We start from the raw sequence: 25,428 nt of genomic DNA, 5'->3' as shown, positions 1-25,428 counted from the left end.
CATGTGCAATAAGCCCTGCTAAAGCAGTGCCATCGGCCCGCTGTCCGGGGGCTTTCGCGGGGTCAAAGGTTAAAGGAAAATTAATGCGGTTTTTCAAGTCTCTGGCAGTGGCGGGCATGGCGCTTGGCGGAGCCGCGTCGATGGCTGTTCCTGCGCTTTCGCAAACCTTTGCGCCGGCCGCCGCAACCCAGCCCCAGGGAGCCGTTTCCGGCCCCACTTATGCCGATCTGGCCACCCTTTCGGACGCTGCGCAGCTGGTTCTGCGGGTGCAGATTCGCCGCCAGACGACCCTGAAACCGGACAAGTCGCCGGGCCTCCAGCCGGGATTCGCGCGGCTCTATATGGAAGCGCAGACCATCGCCCTGATCGCCGGCCGCAGCACGGCTCCGGCAGCGGTGACCTACATCGTCGATGTGCCGCTCGATGCGAAGGGCAAGGTGCCCAAGCTCAAGAAGCGGGAATTCCTGCTGTTTGCCCAAGGCGTGCCCGGCCGTCCGGGCGAGGTGCAGCTGATCGCCCCGCGCGCGCAGGTCGATTACACGCCTGCGCTCGAAGCGCGGCTGCGGCCGATCCTGACCGAGCTCTACGCCCCCGAAGTGCCCCCGCGGATCACCGGGGTCAGCGACGCGCTGGCAGTGCCCGGCACGCTGACGGGCGAATCGGAGACCCAGATCTTCCTCGCCACGGAAAACCGCTCGCCCGTGTCGATCACCGTGCTACGCCGCCCGGGGCAGCGCGCGCAGTGGGGCGTCTCGTGGGGCGAGATCATCGATTCGGCCGCGCGCCCGCCGAAGCCCGAAACGCTGCGCTGGTATCGCCTCGCCTGTTCGCTCCCCGCGCAGCTGCCGAGCAATGCCAACCTCGCCCGCGAGCCCGAGGAGCGGCGCCTCGCCGCGAGCGACTATGCCTTCGTCCGGCAGGCGCTCGGGCCGTGCGCGCGGGAGATCACGCAGGGCTAGCAGCCGTGCCGATGGGGCGTATCCCCGCTTGACCGCGCGCCCTGCACGGTTAAGCGCGGCCTTGCGTCAACATCGGAGGGCCGCTTGACCACCACCGCACCTTTACGGATCGCCATCGCCGGGCTCGGGACCGTCGGCGCGGGCGTGATACGTCTGCTCGATACCAACGCGAAGCTGATTGCCGCGCGGGCGGGCCGCGGGATCGAGGTGGTCGCCGTCTCCGCCCGCGACCGCGGCAAGGACCGCGGCGTCGATATCGCCCGCTTCGCCTGGGAAGACGACATGACCGCGCTCGCCCGGCGCGAGGATGTCGACGTGGTGGTCGAGCTGGTCGGCGGCTCTGACGGCCCGGCGCTCGCCCTGTCGCGCGCGGCCCTGTCGGCGGGCAAGGGGCTCGTCACCGCCAACAAGGCGATGATCGCGCATCACGGGCTGGAACTCGCCCGCCTTGCACAAGGCGCGAATGCGGCGCTGAAGTTCGAGGCGGCGGTCGCCGGCGGCATCCCCGTCATCAAGGGGCTGCGCGAGGGCACCTCTGCCAACGCGCTCACCAAGGTCTACGGCATCCTCAACGGCACCTGCAATTACATCCTCTCCGAGATGGAAGCGACCGGCGCGGACTTCGCCGACGTGCTCGCCGAGGCGCAGCGGCTGGGCTTCGCCGAGGCTGATCCCGCCTTCGACATCGAGGGCGTGGACGCCGCGCACAAGCTCGCGATCCTTGCCGCAATCGGCTTCGGCACGCAGGTCGATTTCGCCAATGTCCGGGTCACCGGCATCACCCAGGTGCGCGCCGCCGATATCGCGCAGGCCGACGCGCTGGGCTTCGTCATCCGCCTGATCGGCGAGGCTGACGTGGAGGAAACCGCCGAGGGCGCGCGCCTGCTCCAGCGCGTGCGGCCCTGCCTCGTCGCCAAGGGCCACCCGCTGAGCGCGGTCGATGGCCCGACCAACGCCGTGGTGGCCGAGGGCAACTTCTCCGGCCGGCTGCTGTTCCAGGGCGCGGGCGCGGGTGACGGCCCGACCGCGAGTGCGGTTGCCGCAGACCTCATCGACATCGCCCGCGACGAGGTGGGCGCGCCCTTCTCGATCCCTAGCGACCAGCTCGCCGCACTGCCCCCGGCCGAGCCCGGCCACCGCACCGAGCGCACCTATATCCGCTTCATGGTCAAGGACCGCCCCGGCGTGCTCGCCGAACTCACCGCCGCGCTGCGTGACGGGGACGTCTCGATCGAGAGCCTGATCCAGCAGGGCCGCTCGCAGAGCGGGGGCGAGGTGATGGTGGCGATGGTCACCCACGAGGGGCCGGAGCGCTGCGTCGCCAAGGCGCTGGCGCTGCTCGAGGGATCGGACAGCCTGTCGGGCGATCCGCTGGTGCTGCCGATCCTGCCGCTTTAGGGCGAGGAGGGTTCCGTCGAAGCCTCCGCCGCTTTGGCCTCCGGCGCCTCCGGCAGACCCAGTTCCGCCGCGATCCGTTCCCGCGCATCCGCATCGAGCGGCGCATCGTCGCTCTCCACCGGCGCGAAGCCCTTGGCGACCCGCTCGGCGTCCGAGCCTGCGGGCGGGGGCGGGATCGCTTCGACATCGACGATCAGCGCCGGGTCCTTGGGGCAGGGGCCGATGAAGCACAGGCCGCTGATGGTCGGCTCCCCGCGGAAGATGCCCGGCCCGGCGACATCGGGCGTGGGCAGGGTGCCCTTGTTCTTCGTGCGCTCGGCATAGGCCTTCAGCCACGCCTCACGGCTGCCGCTGTACATCTGCGAGGTATCGGCAGGCAGCTCGCGGCACACCACGATCTCGCCCGAGACCACCCCGCGCTCGGTCTGCTCCTCGCATTCCTTGAGCTCCACCGCATCGGCGGCCTCGGAGGTCTGGGGCGGGACGAGGATGTCGATCTGCTGCGGCGGCGTGACGCTCGTCTGCGCATCGGGGCCGAGATCGATCGGGATGCGCGGGCGCTCCGGCTCGGCCGGCTTCCTCGGCGCGTCGGGCGGGGCGGACTGCGGCAGTCGCAGGGTCTGCTGCGGGGGCACCTGCGGGCCGATCTGCACCTGCGGATCGGTCGCCACCTGCAAGGCGAGCGCGACGATATGGGAGAGGAGCATGGCCCTGCCTCCCTTTACCCGCCCTTCTTCTTCGGTCGCGGCGGAACGGTGGTCCGGATCCCCGCCGCCTCGCGCCGCGCCCTTTCCTCTTCCTCCGACAGCTCACCGTCACGGTCGAGCGGCGGCAGGCCGCGCGCGATACGGTCTGCATCGGAACCGGCGGGCGCAGCGGGCAGGGCTTCGAAATCGACCGAGATCGCCACCGGCGGGGGCTTGCCGAAGCCGATGCCCTTGCCGTTGTCGGGGATTCCGAAAGCCTCCGGCGCGCGCGGGGCTCCCTTCAGCATGGTCTCCTGCGCGTAACGCTTCTGCGTTTCCTCGCGGTTGCCGGTGAGGCCGGTGCCGTCATTGCCGCGCACCCGGCACACCACGATCTCGCCGTTGATCGCGGCGGCTTCCTCGTCATCGCGGCATTCGCGCAAGTCCGCCTGGCTCGGTTCGTCGCGCGGGCGGGTGACCATCAGGTTGATGCGCGGGGGCACGCCGCCTTCGGGCGCGGTCGCGGAAGGGGGCGGAGCGGGCGGAGGCGCATCGGCAGGCGGCGGCGCTGTCGCACCCGTGTCATCCTGCGCGGCCAGAGGGGCGGCCGAGACAGCCGCGCATCCCAGCGCCAGTGCCGACAGGGTGATGCGAAAACCCGACAGGCCAGGCCTTGCTTTGCTCGACAAACCCGTCTCCATCCGCTTAAGCGCCAGGGTGATACTTGGTTGGGTCGCAACCAGAGCGAAGAAGGGCTGAATTGCACATGAACTCCGCCACCGATACCGACCTTCAGGACGCCGCACAAGCTGCGGCCGAGAACGCTATCCAGCGCGTGCTGGTGCTCGAAATGGTGCGCGTCACCGAAGCGGCAGCCATCGCGGCGGCCCAGCTGGTCGGACGCGGCGACGAGAAGGCCGCCGATGCTGCGGCGGTCGAAGCCATGCGCCGCGCCTTCGACAACCTCTATATCGACGGCACCGTGGTGATCGGCGAGGGCGAGCGGGACGAGGCCCCGATGCTCTTCATCGGCGAGAAGGTCGGCATGGGGAAGGGCCCGCAGATCGACATCGCATTGGATCCGCTCGAAGGCACCACCATCACCGCCAAGGCCGGTCCCAACGCGCTCGCGGTGTTGGCGGCGGCCGAGAAGGGCTGCCTGCTCAACGCGCCCGACACCTATATGGACAAGCTCGCGGTCGGCCCGGGCTATCCCGAAGGCATCATCGATCTCGCCAAGAGCGCGACCGAGAACGTCTGCGCCGTGGCCAATGCCAAGGGCGTCAAGCCCTCGGACATCAACGTCTGCGTGCTCGACCGTCCGCGCCATGCGGACCTCATCGCCGAGCTGCGCGCACTGGGCTGCGGCGTGGTGCTGATCGGTGACGGCGACGTCGCCGGGGTGATCGCGGTGACCGACGAGGAAACCACGATCGACATGTACATGGGCCAGGGCGGCGCCCCCGAGGGCGTGCTCGCGGCCGCAGCGCTGCGCTGCGTCGGCGGGCAGTTCAACGGCCGCCTCGTGTTCCGCAACGAGGACGAAAAGGCCCGCGCGCGCAAGTGGGGCATCACCGACCTCAACCGCATCTACAAGCTCGAAGACCTCGCCAGCGGCGACTGCATCTTCGCCGCGACCGGCGTGACCGACGGCTCGCTGCTCAGCGGCGTGAAGCGCCGCCGCAAGCCCACCGGCGAGACGATCCTGACCACCGAAAGCGTGGTGATGCGGGCATCGTCGGGCACGGTTCGGTGGATCCGGGGCGAGCATCGCATCGGGTGATGCGCTGATACCCGCTGCCGGTGCCCCTGGCGCGAGGGTCCTCCGCACCAAAAGCTAGAACGCGCGGTGGATCCGGGGCGAGCATCGCATCGGGTGATGCGCTGAAGCGGACAAAGCGGACACCGTGTCCGCTTTGTGAACGCGCTATTTTTCTTTAATTTACAGTGGTTAACAGCCGCCCAGTCCAAGCGGACGGACACGGGGCGCGGGCGGAAAGTGCGCCGCTGACGGCAAACGGCCTCGCAGGCCGGGCAGAACGATGGGAAAGAGCCGGTCGCAACGTAGCGGCTGGCGGGCGTGTAGGAAAATCTCCCTTCGTCGCCCCGTGCTTGCCTGCCCCGGCGGTTGCGAAGCACAACCGAAGGTTGAACGTCGGGGACGCGGGGCTTGGCTGCATTTCCTTCGAAGGGCGAGGAAGAAAAGCCTGACCCCGTGTCAAGCACGTGGCGACGAGAGGGGAGGATGGCGGCTTCAGCCTTGCTCCGGTCAAAAACAGACATACGGCTATCGACCCCGTTTCGGCCATAGCGCAAACATGCAATACCTAGAATGCGAGTAGGTCAGCGAGCATGATACCATCAGACAACGAGACTTGGCTCATCGATACGGGCGACGACGTCATCCAGAAAAAGGCCGAGCAGGGTCGGAATGCCCTCACCACCTGCGAGCGCTTAATTCATTGCGTTTGGGTAGCAGACTACAGCATGCGGAATGCCGGTGATCTGCTCACGGCGTCAAACCTCTACCCGCCTTTTCAGGAGGAAGCCGCGCAACTTGCGGGCGAGTTAGGACTTGCGAGGACCTCAGCGGCTTTCAGTTTGCCAGCAGCGGAGTTGGAGCGAGCCTACTTTGATGCGTTCGATGATATCTGCGCGGAGCTTCAAGACTGCCTAAGAACCTGACGGCAAAAATCCACCCATCACCAGTCATGAGCGGGGCCGATGCGCGCTCCTGATATCTGCCCGGCAGCTTCAACGGGTTTCTCGCCAGCAGCCGACATTCTGCAACCGACCCCAGAGCGGAAATTAGGTCGTCGGCGCCCTTAACCCGAAAGCTGCCAAACCACGGTCAAACTGGGAGCGGCGGCCTGTTTGGATCCGTTACTGGATGATATCCTGCTTCTCGTAGCCGGTCGATCAACGCGGGGGAGCCATTCGCCTTTGCGAACGCGAGTTCTGTATCGGTGATGCCGGTGAACCCTACGAGGATGACCAATCCAGAAGGCAGGGAGAATTCCTGCGGTGCCCCCTCGTTCTCTACAAGCACCAAATTTCGCACTTGGCAGTCTGGCTGACCGTTGATTGGCGCTCGCAGCGGTATCCGGTCAAACAGCGAAAAGGGTTCGCCTCCGACGTAGCGGCCAGCGCGGAGTAGCAAATCAAACGCCAAGACGTGCTGCAAAGTTTGGATCGCCCAGTCTCCTTGCTCCGATACAGCGAAGGTAAACTCCACCCCGGCCCCAGACTCGCCATTTAAATCGAAATCGGCGGGCTCCTGCTCCCAAGGATTTGAATGTCCCGACGTCACATAAAGCCAATACGGACGCTCTGCGGTCGGCGCGAACTCAAACACACCGTAAAACAACCATCGTGGATCAATATCGCTTTGACCGAAGCGATCAGAGAAGAGTTGCTGGGTGAGTGGAAAAATGCCTCGGCATGGAGGGCCGAACAGAGCCGGGTAGACCTCTTCTTCTCGAATTTTCCAAACTGTCTCAAGATCCACCAGTGAGCCTCCTTGCCACCTCGAACGGCTTAAGAAGCATCCGGTATTCAGGTGAATACAGCAATAGCAGCCATTCGCCTAACCACCCACTTCCCGCCATCCAGCCCGCCTCGCCCCTCTCCCGCAAGCTGACATTGTGCGCGGCCAAAAGAAAAGCCCCGGCGGAGTGGCTCCGCCGGGGCTTTCTTGTGTTGGTGACCGGGCCGACTCCGGCGGAGCCGGAGTCGTCAGACGGGGCCTTGCGGCCCCGCTGGCCGGCCTTGGGCGAGGCGGTGCGAGCGTGGCTCGCTCCGCCCGCCCTAGCGGCTTAGAACCCCATGCCGCCCATGTCGGGCATGGCGGGGGCGGCCGGCTTGTCGTCCGGACGCTCGACGATCGCCGCTTCCGTGGTGATCAGCAGGCCGGCGACCGAGGCCGCGTCCTGCAGCGCGGTGCGCACGACCTTGGTCGGGTCGATCACGCCGGCCTTCACCAGGTTTTCGTAGGTGTCGGTGGCGGCGTTGAAGCCCTGGGTCTCGTCATTCTCGCGCAGCAGGTTGCCCGCGACGACCGCGCCATCGTGGCCGGCGTTCTGGGCGATCTGCTTGATCGGGGCGGTGATCGCCTTGCGGATGATGTCGATGCCGCGGGTCTGGTCTTCGTTCGCGCCCTTCAGGCCTTCGAGAGCCTTGGTGGCGTAGAGCAGCGCGGTACCGCCGCCGGGGACGATGCCTTCTTCAACCGCAGCGCGGGTCGCGTGGAGAGCGTCGTCGACGCGGTCCTTGCGCTCCTTCACTTCGACTTCGGTCGCACCGCCGACCTTGATCACGGCCACGCCGCCGGCGAGCTTGGCGAGACGCTCCTGGAGCTTCTCGCGGTCATAGTCGCTGGTGGTGTTGTCGATCTGGGTGCGGATCTCGGCGACGCGCGCCTTGATGTCGTCAGCCGAACCGGCGCCGTCGACGATGGTGGTGTTGTCCTTGTCGATCGAGACCTTCTTGGCCTGGCCGAGCATGCCGACGGTGACGTTCTCGAGCTTGATGCCGAGGTCTTCGCTGATCATCTCGCCCTTGGTGAGGATCGCGATGTCCTGCAGCATCGCCTTGCGACGATCGCCGAAGCCCGGAGCCTTCACCGCCGCAACCTTCAGGCCGCCGCGCAGCTTGTTGACCACGAGGGTCGCGAGCGCTTCGCCTTCGATGTCCTCGGCGATGATCAGCAGCGGACGGCCCGACTGCACCACAGCCTCGAGGATCGGCAGCATCGACTGGAGGTTCGACAGCTTCTTCTCGTGGATCAGGATGTAGGGGTTATCCAGTTCCACGGTCATCTTGTCGGGGTTGGTGATGAAGTAGGGGCTGAGGTAGCCGCGGTCGAACTGCATGCCTTCGACGACATCGAGTTCGAACTCGAGGCCCTTGGCTTCTTCAACCGTGATGACGCCTTCCTTGCCGACCTTTTCCATGGCTTCGGCGATCTTCTCGCCGACTTCACGGTCGCCGTTGGCCGAGATGATGCCGACCTGCGCGATTTCCGAGCTGTCCGACACGTCCTTCGAACGGGCCTTGAGGTTCTCGACCACGGTGGTGACCGCAAGGTCGATGCCGCGCTTCAGGTCCATCGGGTTCATGCCGGCGGCGACCGACTTCATGCCTTCGGTCACGATCGCCTGGGCGAGCACGGTGGCGGTGGTGGTGCCGTCACCGGCAGCATCGTTCGCCTTCGAGGCCACTTCGCGCAGCATCTGCGCGCCCATGTTCTCGTACTTGTCCTTGAGCTCGATTTCCTTGGCGACGCTCACACCGTCCTTGGTGATGCGCGGCGCGCCGAAGCTCTTGTCGATCACGACATTACGTCCCTTCGGACCAAGCGTCACCTTGACGGCGTTGGCGAGGATATCGACGCCGCGCAGAATGCCTTCACGGGCTTCGCGGCCGAACTTCACGTCCTTGGCAGCCATTTCGTTTCTCCTGAGATTGGTTTGTCTGGTTAAGGGAAGAAGGGGTCAGGGCTTCAGCCCACGATCCCCATGATGTCGCTTTCCTTCATGATCAGCAGGTCTTCGCCGTTGATCTTGACTTCGGTGCCCGACCACTTGCCGAACAGCACGCGGTCACCCGCCTTGACGTCGAGCGCGATGCGGTTGCCGCTGTCGTCGCGGTTGCCTTCGCCGACGGCGATGACTTCGCCTTCGCTCGGCTTTTCCTGGGCGCTGTCGGGGATGATGATGCCGCCGGCGGTCTTGGTGTCGGCTTCGATGCGACGGACCACCACGCGGTCGTGCAGCGGACGAAATGCCATGTTGATGACCTTTCCTTGAATTGGTGAGATGTCTTGGCACTCCCCTCTCGAGAGTGCCAACGAGGCGGCATTTGGTCGTGGGGGCCGGATGAATCAACCCCTACCCAAGCAAAAAATTTTGCTCCGGCGTGGCGGGGTGGTCAGGCGGGGACGGCTCGGCTACCCCTGACCGCCTGACTGCCACAGGAACCCCGCTACCCCGATGTCTTCCCACAAGCTGACCCCGCTGATCATCAACCGTTCCGATGACATCAACGTCGCGCACGAGGCGTGGCTGTGGCTCAAGGTCAACCTCGCCTTCCTGACCGGCGCGCTGGCGGTGACGGTGATCGGGGTGATCCTCGCCCGCCTGCTCTCGCGCTGGGCCGACCGCGCGCTGAGCAACGCGACGCATATCGAGCCGACGGTCGCCAAGTTCCTCAGCAACATCATCAAGTATGCGCTGTGGGTGGTGGTCGGGGTAACCGTGCTGACCCAGTTCGGGGTGCAGACGACGAGCATCATCGCCGCTCTCGGCGGCCTTGCGCTGGCGGTGGGTCTGGCGCTTCAGGGCACGCTCTCCAACGTCGCGGCAGGCGTGATGATCCTGATCCAGCGTCCTTTCCGCGTCGGCGAATACATCACTGCCGGCACGGTCGCGGGCACGGTGCAATCGATCGGGCTGTTCACCACCGAGATGCTCCAGATCGACGGGCTCTATGTCATGGTCCCCAACAACGAGCTCTGGAACAAGGCCGTGGTGAACCATTCGCGCATGCCCACGCGGCGGTTCGAGCTGGTGGTGACGATCGGCTATGACGACGATCTCAAGGCCGCGCGCGATGCGATGCTGGCGCTGGCGAAGGACGATCCGCGCACGCTCGAAACGCCCGCGCCGGTGGCCTTCGTGGCCGGGCTCACCGATGCGGGCGTGCGCGTCGGCGTGCGGGCGTGGTGCAACAGCGGCGATCACCTCGCGCTGACCTGGGCGATGAACGAAGCGGTGAAGCTGAAGCTCGATACGATGGGGATGAGCCTGCACCCGGTCGCGGCCGCCGCCCCGGCCCCTGCGCCCGCCGCGCCGCGTTAGGCGTAGTTCGTCAGCCCCAGCCGGTCACGCCGCGACCAGCGCCACAGCAGCAGCGCTGCGGCGAAGAACAGTCCGGTGGCGAGCCCGATCCACACCCCCGTCCCCTCGAGCGGGGTGTAGAAGCCGAGCCCGATGGCGAGGCCGAAACCGGGCACCCAGTAGCTGAAGATCGCGATCCACATCGGCACCTGCGTGTCCTGCAGGCCCCTGAGCGCCCCCGCGCCCACGGCCTGCACGCCGTCGGCCAGCTGGAAGATCGCCGCCCAGATCAGGTATTGCAGCGCAAAGCCGACCAGCGCCGCGTTGGCGGGGGCGGCGGGGTCGATATAGACCTGCAGCAGGCGCGTCGGGATCAGCATCATGGCGAGCGCGGTGGTGCTCATGAACCCCGTCCCGATCGCGAGCGCCACCCACCCCGCGCGCCCCGCCGCCACGCGGTCGCCCGCGCCGTGGTGGAAACCCACGCGGATCGTCGCCGCCTGCGCGGTGCCGAAAGGGATCTGGAAGGCGAGCGCGGCGAGGTTCAGCGCCAGCGTGTGCGCCGCCAGCTGGGTCTCGCCGAAGCGCCCAATCAGCAGCGCCGCGCCGCTGAACAGCCCCGCCTCGGCGAACACCGTCAGCCCGATGGGGGTGCCGATCACCAGAATCTCGCGCAAGCGCGTCCACTCGGGCCGCCACCAGCGTCCGAAGATGCGGTAGCGGCGCAAGCTGCGGTCGCGCGAGATGATCACGACATAGGCCGCCAGCATCGCCAGCGCGGTGAGCACGCTCGACAGCGCCGAGCCGAGCAGGCCGAGCGCGGGCAGGCCGAGCTTGCCATAGACCAGCACCCAGTTGCCGAGGATGTTCGTCCCCAGCGCCAGCAGCGTGATCGCGGTCGCATAGCCCGGTTTGCCGAGCGCGGCGACGAAGATCCGGAACAGGCTGGCGAGGATCATGGGGATCATCGCGAAGCCGATCACGAACAGGAACCGCCCCGCCAGCGCGGCGACTTGCGGGTTCTGCCCGCTCGCGAGCAGCAGCCGCTCGCCCCCCAGACACAGCGCCATGCCCGCAAGGCCGAGGATCAGCGCGGCCCACATCCCCATCCGCATCGTGCGCCGGATGTCGCGCACCGAATGGAGCCGCCGTCCGCGCTCGGCCGCGATCAGCGGAGCGCAGGCGCCGATCACGCCGGTCAGCGCCCACATGGTGGTGCCGAAGATAGCGATCCCGAGGCTCGATGCGGCAAGCGGCTCCTCGCCCAGCCGCGCGATGAAGAACACGTCGACCGCGTGGATCAGCATCTGCAAGAGGTTCGTCGCAGCGAGCGGCACGGCGAGCGCCAGCGTCGCGCGCAGTTCTTGCCCCCAGCCGGGCGTCGAGAGTGTGTTCGCCTGTGTCATGTCGTCGGTTCGTGCCCGCGGTCAGGCGAGCCGGCCCGGATAGTCGCGGGCGCGATTCGGGGAAAGAGCAAATGCGGGGAGGGGGCATCGGGGCCGGTCGGGCTGCCGGTCTTTCGGAGGATTGCCGTTATTTGTCAGGGGTATGACAATCGTTAACGCATTTTTGCTTTTCCGAATCGGCCCCCCGTTGGATAACAGGGTGCTTGGGGGCACATGTGACGCAGGTTCCGCACCTTTCCAACGAAGAGCTGCTCAGCCGCATCATGCGCGGCAGGGCGCGCGATCTCGCGCCCTCGGAGCCGTCCGCGCGCGGCGGGCTGGGGCGGGTGCTGCCGGGCTCGGTGCTGGTCGCCGCGGCGCTGGTTCTGCCGGGATTTTCGGTCGGAGCGGGGGATCTGGATGCGGGCGAAGGCCGGTCGGAGCCGCCCGAACCTGCCGCTAAGCCCGGTCAAGGGCTGGTCAAGACGCGGCTGAGCGCGAGCGGTGCGGCGCGCCTTTCGCCGACCGAGCAGGTTCTTTCGGGTGTGCGCTATGCCCCCATTGTCGATCTCGGAACCGGGCCTGCCCGTGCCGTGAGCGCGCCGAAGCCGCGGGTGCTGACTGCGCGGTCGGCTCGCGGCGTCCTGCCCGAACAGACCCTTGCCGCGCCCGCGCTTGCGGCGCCGTTGGAAGCGCCGACGCTTCCCGTCGCGGCCCCGGTGCCGCCTGCCACCGCTTATGTGCCGCAGCTCTCGACCCCGCTCGCTTCGCCTGCCGGACGCGCGCCGGAGATGGCCGCGCCGGCATCGCTGCCGCAGGACACCGCCGCTCCGCTCGCAACGCCCGCCGCTGGACCTGCGCCCGCGCCGCTGGCGGGTGATGCGCCATCGGCCCTGGCATCCGCGCCGTCTGGCGCTGCCGACGATGCCGCGCTTGCGGCTTTCGTGCCCGAAGAGAAGGCGGCCCTGCGCGCCCCTGCCGGGATGGCCGCTCCGCTGGCCGAGACCGTCACGCCGCCCGCGCCTTCCAGCCCGATTGCCGCGCCCGCGCCGGTTGCTGCTGCGGCGGCAACGCCCGTCGCCGCGCGTGTCGCGCCTGCCCTGAGCGCGCCTCCGTCAGCCGGTCGCGGTGCGATCGAGCAGCTGACGCCCGCCCGCATCGCCGCCGCGCGCTCCGCCCCGACGGCTGCGGCTCCGGCTGCGACCCCCGCTCCGAGCGCGCCGGTGGCGGCGAAGCCCGCGCCGCTTGCCGCCAAGCCTGCCGCCGCCGCTGCCGCACCCGGCGCTCGCGCGCCCGTTACCGCGCCCGCTTCGACCCCCGCGCCGCCGACGGCCGCCGCCGTGGTGGTGCCCAAGCCCGCGCCCGCGCTCACCGCGCCGCCCGCAGCCTCGGCACCCACCGCCGTCGCCGCGCCCGACTTCAAGGCCCAGCTGCTCACCCGGATCGGCGGCAAGACCGCCGGCACGGTCGAATTCCGGCAGAGCCCCGCAGGGCTCACCGTGCGGCTCGGCTCGGTCGCCGAAGTGCTGGCCGACCGGATCGCCCCGGCCGAGCTCGACCGCATCCGCAATTCGGAAGCCGGCAATGCCTGGCTCTCGCTCGCCGAGTTGCAGGCGCGGGGCGTGCCGATCAGCTACGATCCGGTCTATGACGAGTTCAACATCGGCAACACCGACACCCGCCCCAAGGCCGGGCGCAAGGTTCACATGGACCAGATCAGCGTGCCCGAGCGCGGGGCCGGTGCCGCCGTCATCCCGCAGGCGCGGCGCTAGGCCAGGCACCTAGCTGGCGGCGCAGGTGCCGCGGGTGATCGCATAGGGCGCGCGGCCCTCTTCCTCGGCCACCAGCTTCACGCACCAGTCCTCGCCTGCCGCCGTGCGCATGGTCGAGAGCACCGCCTGCGTGCCTGCGGCCAGCGTGGTGCGCCCCTTGTGCTTCGAGGTCGAGCGGCCCGTCACCTCGAGATCGTAGCTCACCGCCTGCGCGCGCGGCGACAGGCCGGTTAGGCGCACTTCGAGCATCCCGTCGCGGGCCTCGACATCGAGGGTGAGGGCGTGCGGGGCTTCGGTCATGGCGGGGGTCTCCGGAACGGCGGCTGCGGCAGCGGGCGAGGGCGAGGGCGCCAGCAGCGCGAGCATCCCTGCCAGAGGAAAGGCGAGCGTCATGGCCCGTTGCCCGTGAGGTTGGTGATCAGCGCGTTGATCAGCGACTGGGCTTCCTCGCTCATGTTGGGCTTGCCTGTCCCGTCCTTGTCCTCGGGCTTTTCGGTGGTCGCAGGCGCGGTGCCGAGCGCGATCGCGGCGATCGCCTGATTGCTGAGATCGCCGCTCGATGCACCGCCGCGCGCCAGCCGCTCGATCACCTGCGTGATGTTGGGCAGGGTGGTGGCTTCGAGATCGCCGCGCAGCAGGCTGTCCTCGGCGCTCAGCACGCGTTCGGGCAGGGCGGCGAATTCCTGCGCGCGGGTCTCGATCCGGGTCTGGCACAGGGCGAGGATCGCGGCGACGCGCGGCGGGTTGTCGCAGATGTCGGTGCCCTCGATCGCCTGGAGCAGCACGCGGCGTTCGGCGGGGGACAGCTGGGCGAGGGTCGCATCGAGATCGGCCTTCGAAAGCTGCGCCACCGCGGAGCCACCCTGCGCATGGGTCGAGATCTGCGCGGTCGGCGCGGCGGGATCGGCGGCGAGCGAGATCTGGTCGGAGGCGGTGCCCGTCAGGCTGCCGCGCGGTGCGGCTGGCAGGGCGGGGCGGCCGGTCTCGTCGAGATAGGCGCGGCCGGTGCGCGGCGCGGCGGCAGGCAGTTCGATCTGGCTCGCCTCGATCCGGCTGGAGGGCGGTGCGGGCTCGGCGCTGTCCTGCGCGGCTGCGGCGCTCGCCAGAAGGCCCGCCACCGCCGGCATCGCAAGGCGAAGGGACAGCCGCACCGCCGCGCGCGTCCTATCCGCCCGAGCCCGGCGGGGGCGCGAACTGCGCGCCGGTGTTGCTCTGGGTGATCTGGAGATTGGCCCCGCCCGACTGGGTGATCTGGAGATCGGCGAGACCATCGCCGTTCTGGGTCCACAGCAGGCGGTTGCCGCTGTCGAGCTGGGTGGCGGTCATGGCGTTGCCGTTGCCCAGCTGGGTGAGGCTCGCCTGATTGTCGCTGCCGTCCTGCACGAGGACAACGCTGTTGTCGTTGCCGCGCTGGAGGATCGCCGCGAGGCTCTGGTTGCTCGCCGCGGTGTCGCGCTGGAACACCAACGCCGAATTGCCGCTGCCGTCCTGCCCGATGGCAAGCTCGGTCTGGCCGTCGCCGTCCTGCTCTGCGCGCGCGAGATTGTTGTCCCCGTCCTGCACGATCTGCGCGCGGTGCGGGGCGGTGCCCTTCTGGTTGAGGGTCACGCGGTTGTCGTTGCCGTCCTGCACCACGCGGGCGAGGCCGTCGGCATTCTGCTGCGTCACCTCGGCGCGGCTGCCATCGCCGATCTGGGTGACGAAGACGCCGCGTTCCGGCGCGCTCTGCTGTGCGAGCGCGGGTGCGGCAAAAGCGGAAGCGGCGAGCACGAGGCCCGCCGCCGCTGCGGTGCGGATCAGATCGAGAGAGCCGGTTGCGGTCATCCGCCTGTCCTTACGTCAAAAGCGCGCCCCGGGCGAGAGCGTCGCGCTCGCCCGGGGCTGCACTGGCTTACATGCCCTGCGTGACGGAAGCGGTGTTGCCGATCCCGTTCTGGTTCACGCTGGACAGGTTGCCGTTGCTGGTCTGCGTGACCGTGGCGTTGTTGCCGCTGCCGGCCTGGGTGATGAACGAATCGTTCCCCAGCCCGCCCTGGTTGAGCGTGGCGGTGTTGCTCGTCCCGCCCTGCAGGATGTTCGAGAAACCGTCGGTCCCGCTCTGGTTGACATCGGCGGTGTTGCCGCTGCTGCCGGCGCTCTGGGTCACGGCCGACTGGTTGAGGTCGCCGATCTGGTCGACGTACACGCTGTTGGACGATCCGGCCTGGAGCACACCCGAGGTGTTGCCGGCACCGTTCTGCACCACCGCGATCAGGCTGTCGGAGGCCGACTGCGAGATCGTGGAGGCGTTGGTATCGGCCGCCAGGCTGCCCAGCAGGTTGGTCTGGGTGACGCTGGCCGACGAGCCGGTCGCGGTGGCGGTCTGCAGAATGTTCGAATCGTTCTGCTGGCCGGTCTGCGAGACAACCGCGCCCGCATCGCCGTTCTGCACGATCAGCGAGGCGTTGGTCGGGAAGTAGGTCGGCGCGGTGCTGTCGGCCGACTGCGTCACGGTTGCCGAGGCACCGTTGGCGGTCTGGCTGATGATCGAGTTGTTGTCGCCATAGGCCCCGCCCTGCGTCACGTTGGCGCTGGCACCCGCAGTCTGGTCGATCTGCGAGTTGTTGTAGATGCCGGTCTGCGAGACTTCCGCTTCGGCATCGCCGCCGGTCTGGATGATCTCCGAACGGTTCAGTTCGCCGTTCTGGGTCACGTCGGCGGTGGTGTCGCTCCCGCTCTGCTCGATGTTCGAGAAGTTGCCGCGGACGAGATCGCCGCCCACGCCATCGGTGCCGTCGGACAGACGGTTGCGGTCGCCGAAGTTGTCGGCGGCGGCGGTCTGGTTGACGGTCGCGACGTTGTTGATGCCCGACTGGGTGACGGTCGAATCGTTCTGCAGGCCCGACTGGGTGACGTTGGCGATCCCGTCGGTGCCGGTCTGGTTGACCGTCGAGATGTTGTCGGTGCCGTCCTGATCGGTGGTGGCATCGTTGCCCGTGCCGCCCTGGCCGATGGTCGAGAGGTTGTCCTCGCCATCCTGGGTGACGTCGGCGATGCCGTTGACGCCGGTCTGGGTGATCCCGGTCACGTTGCCGTCACCGGCCTGGTTGACCGTGGCGGTGTTGTTGTTGTTGCTCTGGTTGATGGTGGCCTGGGCATTGGTGCCCGTCTGGGTCGCCGTGGCGTCCTGGCTCACACCGGTCTGGGTGATGGTGGTCTGGTTGTCCTGCGCAAAGGCAGGTGCGGCAATCGCGAAAGCCAGCAGCGAGGCGCCGGCAAGGATGGTGTTCTTCATCTCGAATTCCTTCGTGAAATCGGTTTCTTGCGAAATGGCGTGAGGATCAGAAGCCCTGCGTCACGGTGACCGTGCCGCCGGTGCCGGTCTGCGAGACCGTCGACAGGTTGCTGTTGCTCGACTGGGTCACGGTTGCCGCGTTCAGCGACCCGTTCTGGAGGATCGACGAAACGTTGTCGTTCCCCGACTGGGTCAGGCTGGCGGTGTTCCCGAGCCCGTCGACCGTGCCGGTCTGGTTGATCGTGCTGCTGTTGCCGCTGCCGCTCTGGTTGACGAGGGCACCGTTGTCATAGCCGCCCTGGTTGACCTGCGAGCCGTTGTTGCGGCCGCTTTGCGTCACGTCCGCGGTATTGGCCGACACCGGCCCGCCCGCACCCGTCTGGGTGATGAACGAGGTCGATCCGTCGGAGCCCACCAGCTGGTCGACATAGGCAAGATCGCCCCGGCCGTTCTGGTTGATGCTCGAGGAAGCACCGCCCGCGCGCGCCGCCTGCAGCACGTCGGCCCGGTTGTCGGTGCCGGTCTGGGTGATGCCCGAGGTATTCGCGTTGCCCGACTGGAGCAGCACCAGACGGTTTCCGACCCCGCTCTGCAGCGCATTCGAGATGTTCGAATTGCCGGTCTGGTCGATATCGGCAAAGGCACCGCGGTTGATCTGGGTCAGGGTCGAGGAGTTGTCGTTCCCGGTCTGGTTGACGTCGGCGGTCAGCCCGGTGTCGGGATCGAGCGCCGAGCCGGCACCGTCGTCGCGCTGGACGATGTTCGAGAAGTTGCCGTTCCCGCCCTGGTTGAGCCGGGCGAGGAAGGTGTTGCTTCCCGCATTGTCGAACGTCTGGGTGATGAACGAGGCGTTGACCCCGTTCTGCCGGACGATCGCGTCCTGATTGACCGACCCGACGCCGTTGGCGGTCTGGTTGATCGTCGAGCTCGCGCCGTTGGTCTGGCGCACGTCGGCCATGAGATCACCCGAACGCTCGCCGGTCGCGGTCTGGTTGATGATCGAGTTCGAGTTGCGCGACTGGCTCAGCATGACCTGCAGCAGATTGGAATTCTGCCCGGTCGCCAGCTGGTTGACGCTCGACACCGACTCGCTCTGCGTGATGGTCGCCAGCAGATTGCGCGAGTTGTGGGTCATCGCCGTCTGCACGACATTCGAGACCGACTGCCCGGTCTGGGTCAGAACCGTGCGGATCGCGCCGGTGAAGCCGGGGCCGGACGCGTCCTGATCGATGTTCGAGACGTTGTCGTTTCCGCTCTGCGAGACGTTGGCCACCAGGTTGTAGCTCGACGGCGCCGAGTTCTGGTTGACCATCGATTGGTTGCGGTTGCCCCGCTGGATCACGGTCGATTCCGGGTCTTCGGGAAGACCGATCGTGTTCTGGGTCGCGGTGTCGGCCTGGATGATGGTCGACTGGTTGCCCTGACCGTTCTGGGTCACGAAGGCCCCGCCACCGAGCGTGCGCTGATCGATCACCGAGCTGTTGGTGTTGCCGGTCTGATTGGCGCTCGCCCGGTTATTGTTGCCGTTCTGGTCGATGTCGGAGGTGTTGTTGCCGCTCTGGCTTACCACCGCGCCATTGCCGTTACCGGTCTGGTCGAGCGTCGAGACGCTCTGGGCGGATCCGGGCGAAGCGATGGCCAGAGCCATCAGCGACGCTCCGATTGCGATTGTCTTTTTCATGGTGTTTTTTCCTTGTTCGGGTGTCGCTTACGGCTGGTTCTGGAAGACCGCCGCGCTGTGGCCGGTGCCGGTCTGGCTGACATTGGCGATGTTGCCGACGTCACCCTGCGTGACCCCGGCGGTGTTGCCGGTGCCGGTCTGGAGAATGGTGGACTCGTTCAGCAGCCCGTCCTGATCCAGCTCGGCGAGGTTGTTGCTGCCGTTCTGGGTGACGCTCGAGCGGCCCTCGTCACCGGTCTGGTTGACCAGCGCGGTGTTGCCGTTGCTCGCCGACACCGTGACGATGCCGAAATTGCCCGAGGTGCCCTGGTTGATGACCGAGCTGTTGCCGTCACCTTCCTGACGCAGCCGCGCCGTCTGGTTGCGGCCGACCTGGGTGATCCCGACGGCACCCGCGGGCGCGCCGTTGACGTTGCCCTCGCCGATCTGGGTCACTTCGACGACCTGGTTGATGCCGTACTGGTCGACCCGCGAGGTGTTGCTGTCGCCGTTCTGGGTGATCAGCGCGCTCTGGTTCTCCACCGCCGGGATGTTGATCGCCAGCGTGCCGAGGCGCGCGGAGTTCTGGTCGAGCTCCGAACGGTTGCCGGTGCCGGTCTGGTTGATCGTCGCATCCGAGGCATTGGCCACGCCGCGCACATCCGAGAAGTTGGCGGTGCCCGACTGGTTGACGTTCACATCAGCGACGCCCGCCAGCTGCGAGACGGTCGAGACGTTGTCGTCGCCGTTCTGCACCACGGTGGCATTGGTGAGGCCTTCAAGCAGCGCGCCGGTCTGGCCGACCGTGCTGTTGTTGCGGTTGCCGGTCTGCTGGACGTCGACGGTCGAGCCGACACCGGTGCCAGTGACAAGCGACTGGTTACTCGTGCCGTTCTGGAAGACATCGACTTCCGAGCCGAACCCGTTCTGGGTGATGGTCGAGCTGTTGGTGGTGCCGAGCTGGGTCACGGCGAGATCCGATTCCGCACCGGTCTCGCTCGCGCTCGAAACGTTGCCCGTGCCGTTCTGCGTGACCACCGCCACGGCGTTGAGGCCGGACTGGGTGAGGCTCGAGGTGTTACCGGTGCCGTCCTGATCGATGGTGTTGACCGATCCGATCCCGCTCTGGGTAACGCCGGCGAGGTTGCCTGTGCCGTCCTGGGTGATGGTGGTCCGCGAGTTGCGGCCGCTCTGGGTAACGCCGGCATTGTTGCTGGTGCCGTCCTGCGTGATGTTGGTGCGCGAGGCGCGGCCCGACTGGGTCACGGTCGCCACGTTGCCGGTGCCGTCCTGGTTCACGTCGGTGCGCGAATCCAGCCCGGTCTGGTTCAGGGTCGAACGGTTGCCGGTGCCGGTCTGGATGATGAAGGCATCCGCGCCGATCCCGCCTTGGGTGACCTGCGAGCTGTTGTTGACCCCGGTCTGCGAGACGTCGGTCAGCGAACCGTCGCCGGTCTGGGTCACGTTCGAGATGTTGCCCTGGCCGTCCTGGTCAACAGTGGTCGACGCGTTGTCGCCGCTCTGGGAGACGGTCGACTGGTTGCCGGCAATCGCGCCTTCGCTGTTGCTCTGGTTGACCATGATCAGCGCACCGTCGCCGGTCTGGCCGACAGTGCTGCTGTTGGCATTGCCGGTCTGGGTCACGGTCGCTTCAGCGCCGAGCGCGTTCTGGGTGACGGACGAGGTGTTGTCGGTGCCGTTCTGATCGACCGTCACTTCGCTTTCGTCGCCATCCTGACGGATGTTGCTCTGGTTGCCTTCGCCGCGCTGCTTGGCGCTGGCGGTGCTTTCGCTGGCTGTCGCAGTCTGGAGGATGGTCGAGCTGTTGGCATTACCCGCGGTGCTGCCCTGATCGACGATCGCGGTGTTGCCGCTGCCGTTCTGGGTCACGTCCGAGGTGTTGGTGCCGGTGCCGCCCTGCGTGATGGTGGCGGTCTCGCCCGAGCCCGCCTGGGTCACAGTCGAGGTGTTGGGTGCGGTCGGCGGAGCGGCCGCATATGCCGCGCCAGCCAGCGATAGCGCGATCAGCGATACCCCGGCCTTGATAGCCTTCTTCATAGCTCGTTTCCTTCTGCTTCGTAGTTTTTTGGGTGCGACATGTTCCAACTCCGCCGGCGTGCGTGCGCCGGGGATGCGGGAATGGGTGAAATTTCGGTGAGCGCGGCGGCGGCAAAACGCGTCGCGCGGGCGCCTGTGGCTGTGGCCACACCGCCCCGTAAAGGGCTGTTTTGCTGGTCAGTTACGGGCCGCTCGGCTTTCATTCTTGCATCAGCCTTAACGATAGGCGATACCGAGCATCGGCCACGGCGCGTTGAGACGCCGGGCCAATCAGGTAATCGCAAGCCTTTCCTCGCGCGCATCGGAGTTGCCGCTCCTTTGCGTGCTTTGTTTTGTCCGGCCCGTTCGGCGTTGCCGCGCCTCCCGGACCTGCCCCGTCAGACCGTCAGGCCCTCCGGAACCCCCTTATCGGCGTCACGAACCGTCACGCCGTTTTTCCTCAAGCTTCTCGCCATCGACGACCGTCATCGCGGTAAGCGAGCCTGCCCGCTTCACCGCCTTCTGGATATCGCTGGCGTCGTAGTGCCCGTCGCGCTCGGCGCGGTAGGCCGCGAGCAGCGGCCCGGCGAGCGACATGTCGTCGAAGCGCCACAGGTCGAGCTCCACGCCTTCGAGCACGAGGCCATAGACCGCCTTCTCGATCGCCTGTTGCAGCGCGACCTGATCGGGCTCGTTCGAGGTGATGCCCGCCTCGGCCTCGAGCAGCTCGCGGAAGGCGACGAACTTGAACGCGTTGGCGCCAAGCGCCTGGCTGGCGATGGTCTTGGACGCGGTGACGTTGGCGAGCACCTCGCCGGTGCGCACGGACACCGCGCGCAGATAGACGGTCACGGTGTCCTGCCGGTATTCGGTCCGCGCGCCGATGCCGAGGAATGATGCCCCCGCGCCGCCGGTCACGGTGTTGGTGTCATAACCCACGATCCCGCCCTCCAGCAGCACGCCGGCAAAAAGCAGCGCGGGAAGGGCCTGCGGATCGACCTCCTGTTCGCCGAGATAGCGCTTGCGCATCTCGCCGATGATCTGGCGTTCCTTGAGCAGGTTATCGAGCCGCTCGCGCTCGACCACGGTGAACCAGCCGCGGTTGCCCGCGTCCTGGAGCGCCTTCACCAGCATCGAGCTGGCGCCCTGTGTGACCGCGCGCGACAGGGTCTGGCCGGTCTCGGTCGGCTTGAACTGGCCGGTCTGGTCGGTGAAGCCATAGACCGCGATCGCCACCGGCCGCTGCGGCGGGGGCAGCTGGTTGAGCAGGCTCTGGGTCTGGGTCTTCTTCGGGAAATAGGCGAGGCTGGTGGTCGTCGCCAGCGCGTTGCGCCCGTCCTGCGGCGCGCTCATGCAGCCGCCCAGCGACAGCGCGGCCAGTGCGGCGAGGGCAAGGGTAATCGGTTTGCGCATCGTCCGGGCCGGTCAGTTCACATCGATGAAGAGCGGCACGACGATCTTGGTCTCCTCGCCCGTCGCGTCGTCACGGATGATGATCGTCACCTCCTCGAGCGAGCGGAAGAAGTTGATCGTCTGGCCGCCAAAACTGATGGTGCCGCTTTCCTGCGGGTTCTCGCCGAAGATCGCGTCGACGATCTGCGAGGACAGCGCCGAGAGCAGCCGCGATTGCAGCTGGCGGGCGAAGATGTCGGCCTGCGAGTTGCTGTTGGCCGCGCGCGGATCGCGGAAATCGTTGTTGGCGTTGGCCACGCCCAGCACGTGCTGCGAATTGAACGGGTTGCCACCGAAAGTGGGGCTGACGGGTTCGTAGACCACGTCTTGCGCTGCCAGCGGAGCACCGCACGCAATAGCGCACGCCGCGATGGCTGCCTTCAGATACGACATACTTCCCCCCACATTCAACGAGTACCAGCCTGCGGCGTTATGCGACCTGCAGGTTCGGCAAGTCGTGCGACTCGGCGACTCGTGGGGGCATTGTTAGGTGTTATTAACAGGGTGTAAAGTAACTTAACCATTCCATCCCGCTGACACCTGGGAGGCGTCCGGTTCCTGCACGGGTGCACGATCTGCAACTTTTGCCCCGCTCCGCCGAGGGGAAAGGCTGTCGCAATGCTACAAGTTTCGTGTCGCGGACTTACAAGAAAAAAGGCGGCGCCATCGCTGGCACCGCCCTTCGAAAATTGCGGAAGCTTAACGGCTCAGTTGGCCGGCGCTTCGACCCCTGCCAGCTCGGCACCGATGGTCTTGGCGACGTCGAGGCGGACCTTGGCGTTGTGCTCTTCGACGCTCATCAGCTCCTTGCCGTCCTTGTCGAGCAGCATGGCGGGCTTGCCCGAACCTTCGGGCGCGAGGCGCACCTTAAGCGGGCGCGGGAACAGCGTGTTGCTGGCGCCGTTGCCGCCATCGACCACGCCGCCGATGATCCCGCCGGCGATGATGTTGCCGAAGGTCGAACCGGCAAGGCGCGACTGGACCAGAACGTAGACCGGCTCATAGCCCGGCTTCTTGATGTCGACGCGGGTGTCCGAACCGCGCTTCAGCTCGAGCGTGCAGGGCGAGGTGCACTTGAGGCCGTTGAGAAACACCACGTCGGCCCCGGTGGGGTCGGTCTCGGTGAGGTAATCGACGTTGGTGCCGTTCATGACGGTGGCACAGCCAGTGAGCGAGGCGCCCGCCACGACGGCGAGAGCCAGGGATTTGAACTTCATGGATTGACGTCCCCTGTATGCGACCCCCCTTTCGGGGTCGCCGGGTAAGCTAACGGCAAATCCATGCGAGTAAACAAAAAAGGGCGGCGCCATTGCTGGCGCCGCCCTTCCTGTATCGGTCAGAGACCGCGGCTTCGAGCTTACTTGAGCTCGACGGTGCCGCCGGCTTCCTCGATCTTCTTCTTGATGTCTTCGGCTTCGGCCTTCGACACGCCTTCCTTGACGGCCTTCGGCGCGCCTTCGACGAGCGCCTTGGCTTCGGTCAGGCCCAGGCCGGTGATGGCGCGCACTTCCTTGATGACCTGGATCTTCTTGCCGCCGTCGCCGGTCAGGATGACGTCGAATTCGGTCTGCTCTTCGGCAGCCGGGGCATCGCCGCCAGCGGCGGGCGCAGCAACGGCAACCGCAGCAGCGGCGCTCACGCCCCACGCTTCTTCAAGCGCCTTGGCGAGTTCGGCGGCTTCGAGCACGGTCAGCTTCGAAAGTTCTTCAACAAGCTTGGCAATATCGGCCATGATGGTTCACTCCAAATTGGTGGCGGGGCTAATGCGCCCCAAGGAATTGTTTCGACTGGCGAAAAACGTCTCTTAGGCTGCCTTGTCCGCATAGGCGGCGAACACACGGGCGACCTTCGCAGCGGGTGCGGTAACGACCTGGGCGATCTTCGTCGCCGGGGCGTTGACCAGCCCGATGAGCTTGGCGCGCATCTCGTCGAGGCTCGGCATCGTGGCAAGCGCCTTGATGCCGGCTTCGTCGAGCACGACCGAACCCATCGACCCGCCGACGATTTCGAGCTTGTCGTTCGTCTTGGCGAAATCGACAGCGGCCTTGGCAGCCGCGACCGGGTCAGTCGACCAGGCCAGCCCGACCGGACCGGTGAGCATGTCACCGAGCCCGACATAGTCGGTGTTTTCGAGGGCGAGCTTGGCGAGACGGTTCTTCGCAACCTTGTAGGACGCACCAGCATCGCGCATCTTCCCGCGCAGGTCGGTGGACTGGGCCACCGTCATGCCGAGGTTGCGGGTGACGACCACCACGGCAACTTCGTTGAAGACCGCATTGAGCTGGGCAACCGCGTCGGCTTTCTGCGAACGATCCATGCCATACTCCTTCACATTTGATCGCGGCGGGAATGGCTCCCCGGACGCGACCGGCTACGTTTGTCCATGCACAGGGCCGCGAAGGCTCAGAGCACGGGCGAGTCCGTCGATAGGGAAGGAGGGTGTGCCCCATGCCGATAGTGGCAGGCACGCTGCGCGGCGTCTGCGTTGCCGCAGGCCCCTCGCGAAAATCTCGTTTCCCCGTCTAGGCTGGAAATTAAGACCGGCATATTCCGGTCACCAACTGTCTCGGACGGATGATCCCCGAAGGGGTCGGGGCGGGCCTTTAGCCGAGGGTGCGCGCGAGTCAAGCGACTTGTCGGGCGGCTGGCGGGCGGGGCGCCTCCATTCCGGCGGTACCGGGCCTTTGGCGGCGGGCGCATTTTGCTTTATGGACAAGCGCGATGGACACGCCCGAACCCGCCCCTGCCAGCCCCACCGGCCGCGCGCTGCGCCTCGTCGAGCAGGGGCTGCTGATGGTCGCCGCGCTGATGACGCTGGGAGCCGCGGGCGCGGAGGTTGCGGCGGTCTTCCAGCGCGGCAACATCGTGCTCGCAGATATCCTGCTGATGTTCCTCTACACCGAGGTGATCGCGATGATCGCGGTGTTCTACACCGGCAAGGGGAGCTCCTTCGTCTTCCCGATCTTCATTGCCATCACCGCGATCGCGCGGCTGATCGTGCTGCAGGGCAAGGACATGCAGGCCGAAAACGTGGTCTACGAGGCCGGGGCGATCCTGCTGCTCGCCTTTGCCGCGCTGGTGATGGGCAAGGTGCGATCGGACTGACGCGCAGAGGCCGGAGCATACCTGCCCCGGCCTCTGGTCCTTGTCAGTGTGGCCCTGATCAGTCGGCCTGATATCCGAGCAGATCGCCCGGCTGGCAGTCCAGCTCGCGGCAGATCGCGGCGAGGGTGGAGAAGCGGATCGCCTTGGCCTTGCCGGTCTTGAGGATCGACAGGTTGGCGAGTGTCAGTCCCACGCGGTCCGCCAGTTCGGTCAGCGTCATGCGGCGGGCGTAGAGCAGGTCGTCGAGCTTGACCATGATGCGGGCTCCTTCGAGGTCGTCGTTGGTGGGGGGCATCACACGGTCCCTTCCAGGTCTTCGCGCATCGCGGCACCATGGCGGAACACGCGGGCGAGGATGAAGAGGATGATCACCAGCAGGATGCCGCTGAGATCGAACCCGCCGCCGTCGATGTTGATATCGGCGTGTTCCCCGAATTTTTGGGCGAAATCGGCCAGCTGGAGCGCGAAGGGGATCGCGGCGAGCACCAGCAGCTGCACGCCCAGCATCAGCCACGCCATCAGGCTCAGCCGTTCGGCATTGGCAGGGACGAAGGGATCGCCGTCGCTCACCGTGTTGATGATCGCGCGCAGCTTGCCGAAGAAGACGAACAATGCGGCGAGGATCCCGAGGCCGACCAGCATCACGCCGATCATCGGGAAGACCGGCAGGACGACATCGGCATAGTCCATGTCGGCTTTCAGTTCGGCCTGGATGGCGTCGTGGCCGATGGCGAGCGCGCCGGCGACGAAGATCAGCACCAGTCCGCCGAACGCCATCGCGCCCTGCATGAATACGGCGATGACCTTGCCTGCGAGCAGGAGAAGATCGGTCGATCTGTCATGTTTGATCATGGCGCGGTTCCT

At 66.9% G+C, this 25,428-nt stretch carries 25 protein-coding genes; 6 read left to right on the top strand and 19 right to left on the bottom strand.

Going from position 1 to position 25,428, the window contains the following annotated elements; genetic code table 11:
* Positions 1 to 83 precede the first annotated feature (83 nt).
* Both BZF57_RS12785 and BZF57_RS12780 read left to right on the top strand, forming a co-directional pair.
* Positions 84 to 959, top strand: coding sequence for a hypothetical protein (locus BZF57_RS12785; protein ID WP_143738495.1), 876 nt, complete (start codon positions 84 to 86; stop codon positions 957 to 959).
* Positions 960 to 1,043: 84 nt separating this feature from the next.
* Entirely contained in the window at positions 1,044 to 2,357 is a 1,314-nt protein-coding gene (locus tag BZF57_RS12780) for a homoserine dehydrogenase (RefSeq protein ID WP_086738525.1), read from the top strand.
* Here BZF57_RS12780 and BZF57_RS12775 read toward each other — a convergent pair.
* Both BZF57_RS12775 and BZF57_RS12770 read right to left on the bottom strand, forming a co-directional pair.
* On the bottom strand, positions 2,354 to 3,064 hold the full coding sequence (locus BZF57_RS12775; protein WP_086738523.1) for a hypothetical protein: 711 nt from the start codon (positions 3,062 to 3,064) through the stop codon (positions 2,354 to 2,356). The two genes, BZF57_RS12780 and BZF57_RS12775, sit on opposite strands and share 4 nt — an antisense overlap.
* Positions 3,065 to 3,078: 14 nt before the next feature.
* On the bottom strand, positions 3,079 to 3,744 hold the full coding sequence (locus BZF57_RS12770; RefSeq protein ID WP_143738494.1) for a hypothetical protein: 666 nt from the start codon (positions 3,742 to 3,744) through the stop codon (positions 3,079 to 3,081).
* 65 nt (positions 3,745 to 3,809) lie between these two features.
* Between BZF57_RS12770 and glpX the strand changes: the two genes are divergently transcribed.
* A complete protein-coding gene (glpX, locus tag BZF57_RS12765) occupies positions 3,810 to 4,826 on the top strand; it encodes a class II fructose-bisphosphatase (RefSeq protein WP_086738519.1) in 1,017 nt (338 codons plus the stop codon).
* 1,068 nt (positions 4,827 to 5,894) lie between these two features.
* Here glpX and BZF57_RS12755 read toward each other — a convergent pair.
* From BZF57_RS12755 to groES, 3 genes are all read right to left on the bottom strand, one after another.
* The gene (locus BZF57_RS12755) at positions 5,895 to 6,551 is read right to left on the bottom strand and encodes a suppressor of fused domain protein (RefSeq protein WP_162291010.1); all 657 of its coding nucleotides are present in this window, start codon (positions 6,549 to 6,551) and stop codon (positions 5,895 to 5,897) included.
* 307 nt (positions 6,552 to 6,858) lie between these two features.
* Complete coding sequence (groL, locus tag BZF57_RS12750; RefSeq protein WP_086738513.1) at positions 6,859 to 8,490, bottom strand: chaperonin GroEL; 1,632 nt, start codon at positions 8,488 to 8,490, stop codon at positions 6,859 to 6,861.
* A gap of 53 nt (positions 8,491 to 8,543) precedes the next feature.
* On the bottom strand, positions 8,544 to 8,831 hold the full coding sequence (groES, locus tag BZF57_RS12745; protein ID WP_066527392.1) for a co-chaperone GroES: 288 nt from the start codon (positions 8,829 to 8,831) through the stop codon (positions 8,544 to 8,546).
* A 202-nt stretch (positions 8,832 to 9,033) separates the two neighbouring features.
* On the opposite strand from groES, the gene BZF57_RS12740 reads away from it, so the two are divergent.
* Complete coding sequence (locus BZF57_RS12740) at positions 9,034 to 9,900, top strand: mechanosensitive ion channel family protein (protein WP_086738511.1); 867 nt, start codon at positions 9,034 to 9,036, stop codon at positions 9,898 to 9,900.
* Here the strand turns inward: BZF57_RS12740 and BZF57_RS12735 are convergent.
* Positions 9,897 to 11,285: an MATE family efflux transporter gene (locus tag BZF57_RS12735; RefSeq protein WP_086738509.1), complete on the bottom strand. Its 1,389-nt coding sequence runs from the start codon at positions 11,283 to 11,285 to the stop codon at positions 9,897 to 9,899. The genes BZF57_RS12740 and BZF57_RS12735 overlap by 4 nt on opposite strands.
* A 215-nt stretch (positions 11,286 to 11,500) precedes the next feature.
* On the opposite strand from BZF57_RS12735, the gene BZF57_RS12730 reads away from it, so the two are divergent.
* Positions 11,501 to 13,036: a hypothetical protein gene (locus BZF57_RS12730; protein WP_086738506.1), complete on the top strand. Its 1,536-nt coding sequence runs from the start codon at positions 11,501 to 11,503 to the stop codon at positions 13,034 to 13,036.
* A 9-nt stretch (positions 13,037 to 13,045) separates the two neighbouring features.
* Here BZF57_RS12730 and csgH read toward each other — a convergent pair whose 3' ends face one another.
* The 11 genes from csgH to rplJ form a co-directional block, all read right to left on the bottom strand.
* Positions 13,046 to 13,429: a curli-like amyloid fiber formation chaperone CsgH gene (gene csgH / locus BZF57_RS12725; RefSeq protein WP_086738503.1), complete on the bottom strand. Its 384-nt coding sequence runs from the start codon at positions 13,427 to 13,429 to the stop codon at positions 13,046 to 13,048.
* Positions 13,426 to 14,154 (bottom strand): hypothetical protein, encoded by a 729-nt coding sequence (locus BZF57_RS12720; RefSeq protein ID WP_143738493.1) that lies wholly within the window; start codon positions 14,152 to 14,154, stop codon positions 13,426 to 13,428. The genes csgH and BZF57_RS12720 overlap by 4 nt, the downstream gene beginning before the upstream one ends.
* Before the next feature lie 46 nt (positions 14,155 to 14,200).
* Positions 14,201 to 14,860: a hypothetical protein gene (locus BZF57_RS12715; protein ID WP_086738497.1), complete on the bottom strand. Its 660-nt coding sequence runs from the start codon at positions 14,858 to 14,860 to the stop codon at positions 14,201 to 14,203.
* A 67-nt stretch (positions 14,861 to 14,927) separates the two neighbouring features.
* Entirely contained in the window at positions 14,928 to 16,310 is a 1,383-nt protein-coding gene (locus tag BZF57_RS12710; RefSeq protein WP_086738494.1) for a beta strand repeat-containing protein, read from the bottom strand.
* A gap of 46 nt (positions 16,311 to 16,356) precedes the next feature.
* Positions 16,357 to 17,991: a beta strand repeat-containing protein gene (locus BZF57_RS12705; RefSeq protein ID WP_086738491.1), complete on the bottom strand. Its 1,635-nt coding sequence runs from the start codon at positions 17,989 to 17,991 to the stop codon at positions 16,357 to 16,359.
* 27 nt (positions 17,992 to 18,018) lie between these two features.
* On the bottom strand, positions 18,019 to 20,028 hold the full coding sequence (locus tag BZF57_RS12700; protein WP_086738488.1) for a beta strand repeat-containing protein: 2,010 nt from the start codon (positions 20,026 to 20,028) through the stop codon (positions 18,019 to 18,021).
* Between the two features lie 414 nt (positions 20,029 to 20,442).
* Positions 20,443 to 21,420, bottom strand: a complete 978-nt coding sequence (locus tag BZF57_RS12695; RefSeq protein ID WP_086738486.1) for a CsgG/HfaB family protein — start codon at positions 21,418 to 21,420, stop codon at positions 20,443 to 20,445.
* A 12-nt stretch (positions 21,421 to 21,432) separates the two neighbouring features.
* A complete protein-coding gene (locus tag BZF57_RS12690; RefSeq protein ID WP_086738483.1) occupies positions 21,433 to 21,852 on the bottom strand; it encodes a curli assembly protein CsgF in 420 nt (139 codons plus the stop codon).
* Between the two features lie 314 nt (positions 21,853 to 22,166).
* The gene (locus BZF57_RS12685; RefSeq protein ID WP_086738480.1) at positions 22,167 to 22,676 is read right to left on the bottom strand and encodes a PEGA domain-containing protein; all 510 of its coding nucleotides are present in this window, start codon (positions 22,674 to 22,676) and stop codon (positions 22,167 to 22,169) included.
* Between the two features lie 140 nt (positions 22,677 to 22,816).
* Positions 22,817 to 23,191, bottom strand: a complete 375-nt coding sequence (gene rplL / locus BZF57_RS12680) for a 50S ribosomal protein L7/L12 (RefSeq protein ID WP_086738478.1) — start codon at positions 23,189 to 23,191, stop codon at positions 22,817 to 22,819.
* A gap of 72 nt (positions 23,192 to 23,263) precedes the next feature.
* Positions 23,264 to 23,776 carry a 50S ribosomal protein L10 gene (rplJ, locus tag BZF57_RS12675; RefSeq protein ID WP_086738475.1) on the bottom strand — a complete coding sequence of 171 codons (513 nt, stop codon included), beginning with the start codon at positions 23,774 to 23,776 and terminating at the stop codon, positions 23,264 to 23,266.
* A gap of 404 nt (positions 23,777 to 24,180) precedes the next feature.
* Between rplJ and BZF57_RS12670 the strand changes: the two genes are divergently transcribed.
* Entirely contained in the window at positions 24,181 to 24,564 is a 384-nt protein-coding gene (locus tag BZF57_RS12670; protein WP_086738472.1) for a phosphate-starvation-inducible PsiE family protein, read from the top strand.
* A 58-nt stretch (positions 24,565 to 24,622) separates the two neighbouring features.
* Here the strand turns inward: BZF57_RS12670 and BZF57_RS12665 are convergent, their stop codons facing one another.
* Both BZF57_RS12665 and BZF57_RS12660 read right to left on the bottom strand, forming a co-directional pair.
* Positions 24,623 to 24,859 carry a helix-turn-helix domain-containing protein gene (locus BZF57_RS12665; RefSeq protein WP_086738470.1) on the bottom strand — a complete coding sequence of 79 codons (237 nt, stop codon included), beginning with the start codon at positions 24,857 to 24,859 and terminating at the stop codon, positions 24,623 to 24,625.
* Entirely contained in the window at positions 24,859 to 25,416 is a 558-nt protein-coding gene (locus BZF57_RS12660; RefSeq protein ID WP_086738467.1) for a DUF2975 domain-containing protein, read from the bottom strand. The genes BZF57_RS12665 and BZF57_RS12660 overlap by 1 nt, the downstream gene beginning before the upstream one ends.
* Positions 25,417 to 25,428 lie beyond the last annotated feature (12 nt).

Source organism: Erythrobacter colymbi (assembly GCF_002155685.1).
GTDB lineage: Bacteria > Pseudomonadota > Alphaproteobacteria > Sphingomonadales > Sphingomonadaceae > Erythrobacter > Erythrobacter colymbi.
This window is presented reverse-complemented; position numbering and strand designations above follow the sequence as displayed.

Coding starts and splice junctions, on each gene's coding strand:
- BZF57_RS12785 (WP_143738495.1), top strand. CDS start 84: ATGCGGTTTTTCAAGTCTCTGGCAGTGGCGGGCATGGCGCTTGGCGGA.
- BZF57_RS12775 (WP_086738523.1), bottom strand. CDS start 3,064: ATGCTCCTCTCCCATATCGTCGCGCTCGCCTTGCAGGTGGCGACCGAT.
- BZF57_RS12770 (WP_143738494.1), bottom strand. CDS start 3,744: ATGGAGACGGGTTTGTCGAGCAAAGCAAGGCCTGGCCTGTCGGGTTTT.
- glpX (WP_086738519.1), top strand. CDS start 3,810: ATGAACTCCGCCACCGATACCGACCTTCAGGACGCCGCACAAGCTGCG.
- groL (WP_086738513.1), bottom strand. CDS start 8,490: ATGGCTGCCAAGGACGTGAAGTTCGGCCGCGAAGCCCGTGAAGGCATT.
- groES (WP_066527392.1), bottom strand. CDS start 8,831: ATGGCATTTCGTCCGCTGCACGACCGCGTGGTGGTCCGTCGCATCGAA.
- BZF57_RS12740 (WP_086738511.1), top strand. CDS start 9,034: ATGTCTTCCCACAAGCTGACCCCGCTGATCATCAACCGTTCCGATGAC.
- BZF57_RS12735 (WP_086738509.1), bottom strand. CDS start 11,285: ATGACACAGGCGAACACACTCTCGACGCCCGGCTGGGGGCAAGAACTG.
- csgH (WP_086738503.1), bottom strand. CDS start 13,429: ATGACGCTCGCCTTTCCTCTGGCAGGGATGCTCGCGCTGCTGGCGCCC.
- BZF57_RS12715 (WP_086738497.1), bottom strand. CDS start 14,860: ATGACCGCAACCGGCTCTCTCGATCTGATCCGCACCGCAGCGGCGGCG.
- BZF57_RS12710 (WP_086738494.1), bottom strand. CDS start 16,310: ATGAAGAACACCATCCTTGCCGGCGCCTCGCTGCTGGCTTTCGCGATT.
- BZF57_RS12705 (WP_086738491.1), bottom strand. CDS start 17,991: ATGAAAAAGACAATCGCAATCGGAGCGTCGCTGATGGCTCTGGCCATC.
- BZF57_RS12700 (WP_086738488.1), bottom strand. CDS start 20,028: ATGAAGAAGGCTATCAAGGCCGGGGTATCGCTGATCGCGCTATCGCTG.
- BZF57_RS12695 (WP_086738486.1), bottom strand. CDS start 21,420: ATGCGCAAACCGATTACCCTTGCCCTCGCCGCACTGGCCGCGCTGTCG.
- BZF57_RS12690 (WP_086738483.1), bottom strand. CDS start 21,852: ATGTCGTATCTGAAGGCAGCCATCGCGGCGTGCGCTATTGCGTGCGGT.
- BZF57_RS12685 (WP_086738480.1), bottom strand. CDS start 22,676: ATGAAGTTCAAATCCCTGGCTCTCGCCGTCGTGGCGGGCGCCTCGCTC.
- rplL (WP_086738478.1), bottom strand. CDS start 23,191: ATGGCCGATATTGCCAAGCTTGTTGAAGAACTTTCGAAGCTGACCGTG.
- rplJ (WP_086738475.1), bottom strand. CDS start 23,776: ATGGATCGTTCGCAGAAAGCCGACGCGGTTGCCCAGCTCAATGCGGTC.
- BZF57_RS12670 (WP_086738472.1), top strand. CDS start 24,181: ATGGACACGCCCGAACCCGCCCCTGCCAGCCCCACCGGCCGCGCGCTG.
- BZF57_RS12665 (WP_086738470.1), bottom strand. CDS start 24,859: ATGCCCCCCACCAACGACGACCTCGAAGGAGCCCGCATCATGGTCAAG.
- BZF57_RS12660 (WP_086738467.1), bottom strand. CDS start 25,416: ATGATCAAACATGACAGATCGACCGATCTTCTCCTGCTCGCAGGCAAG.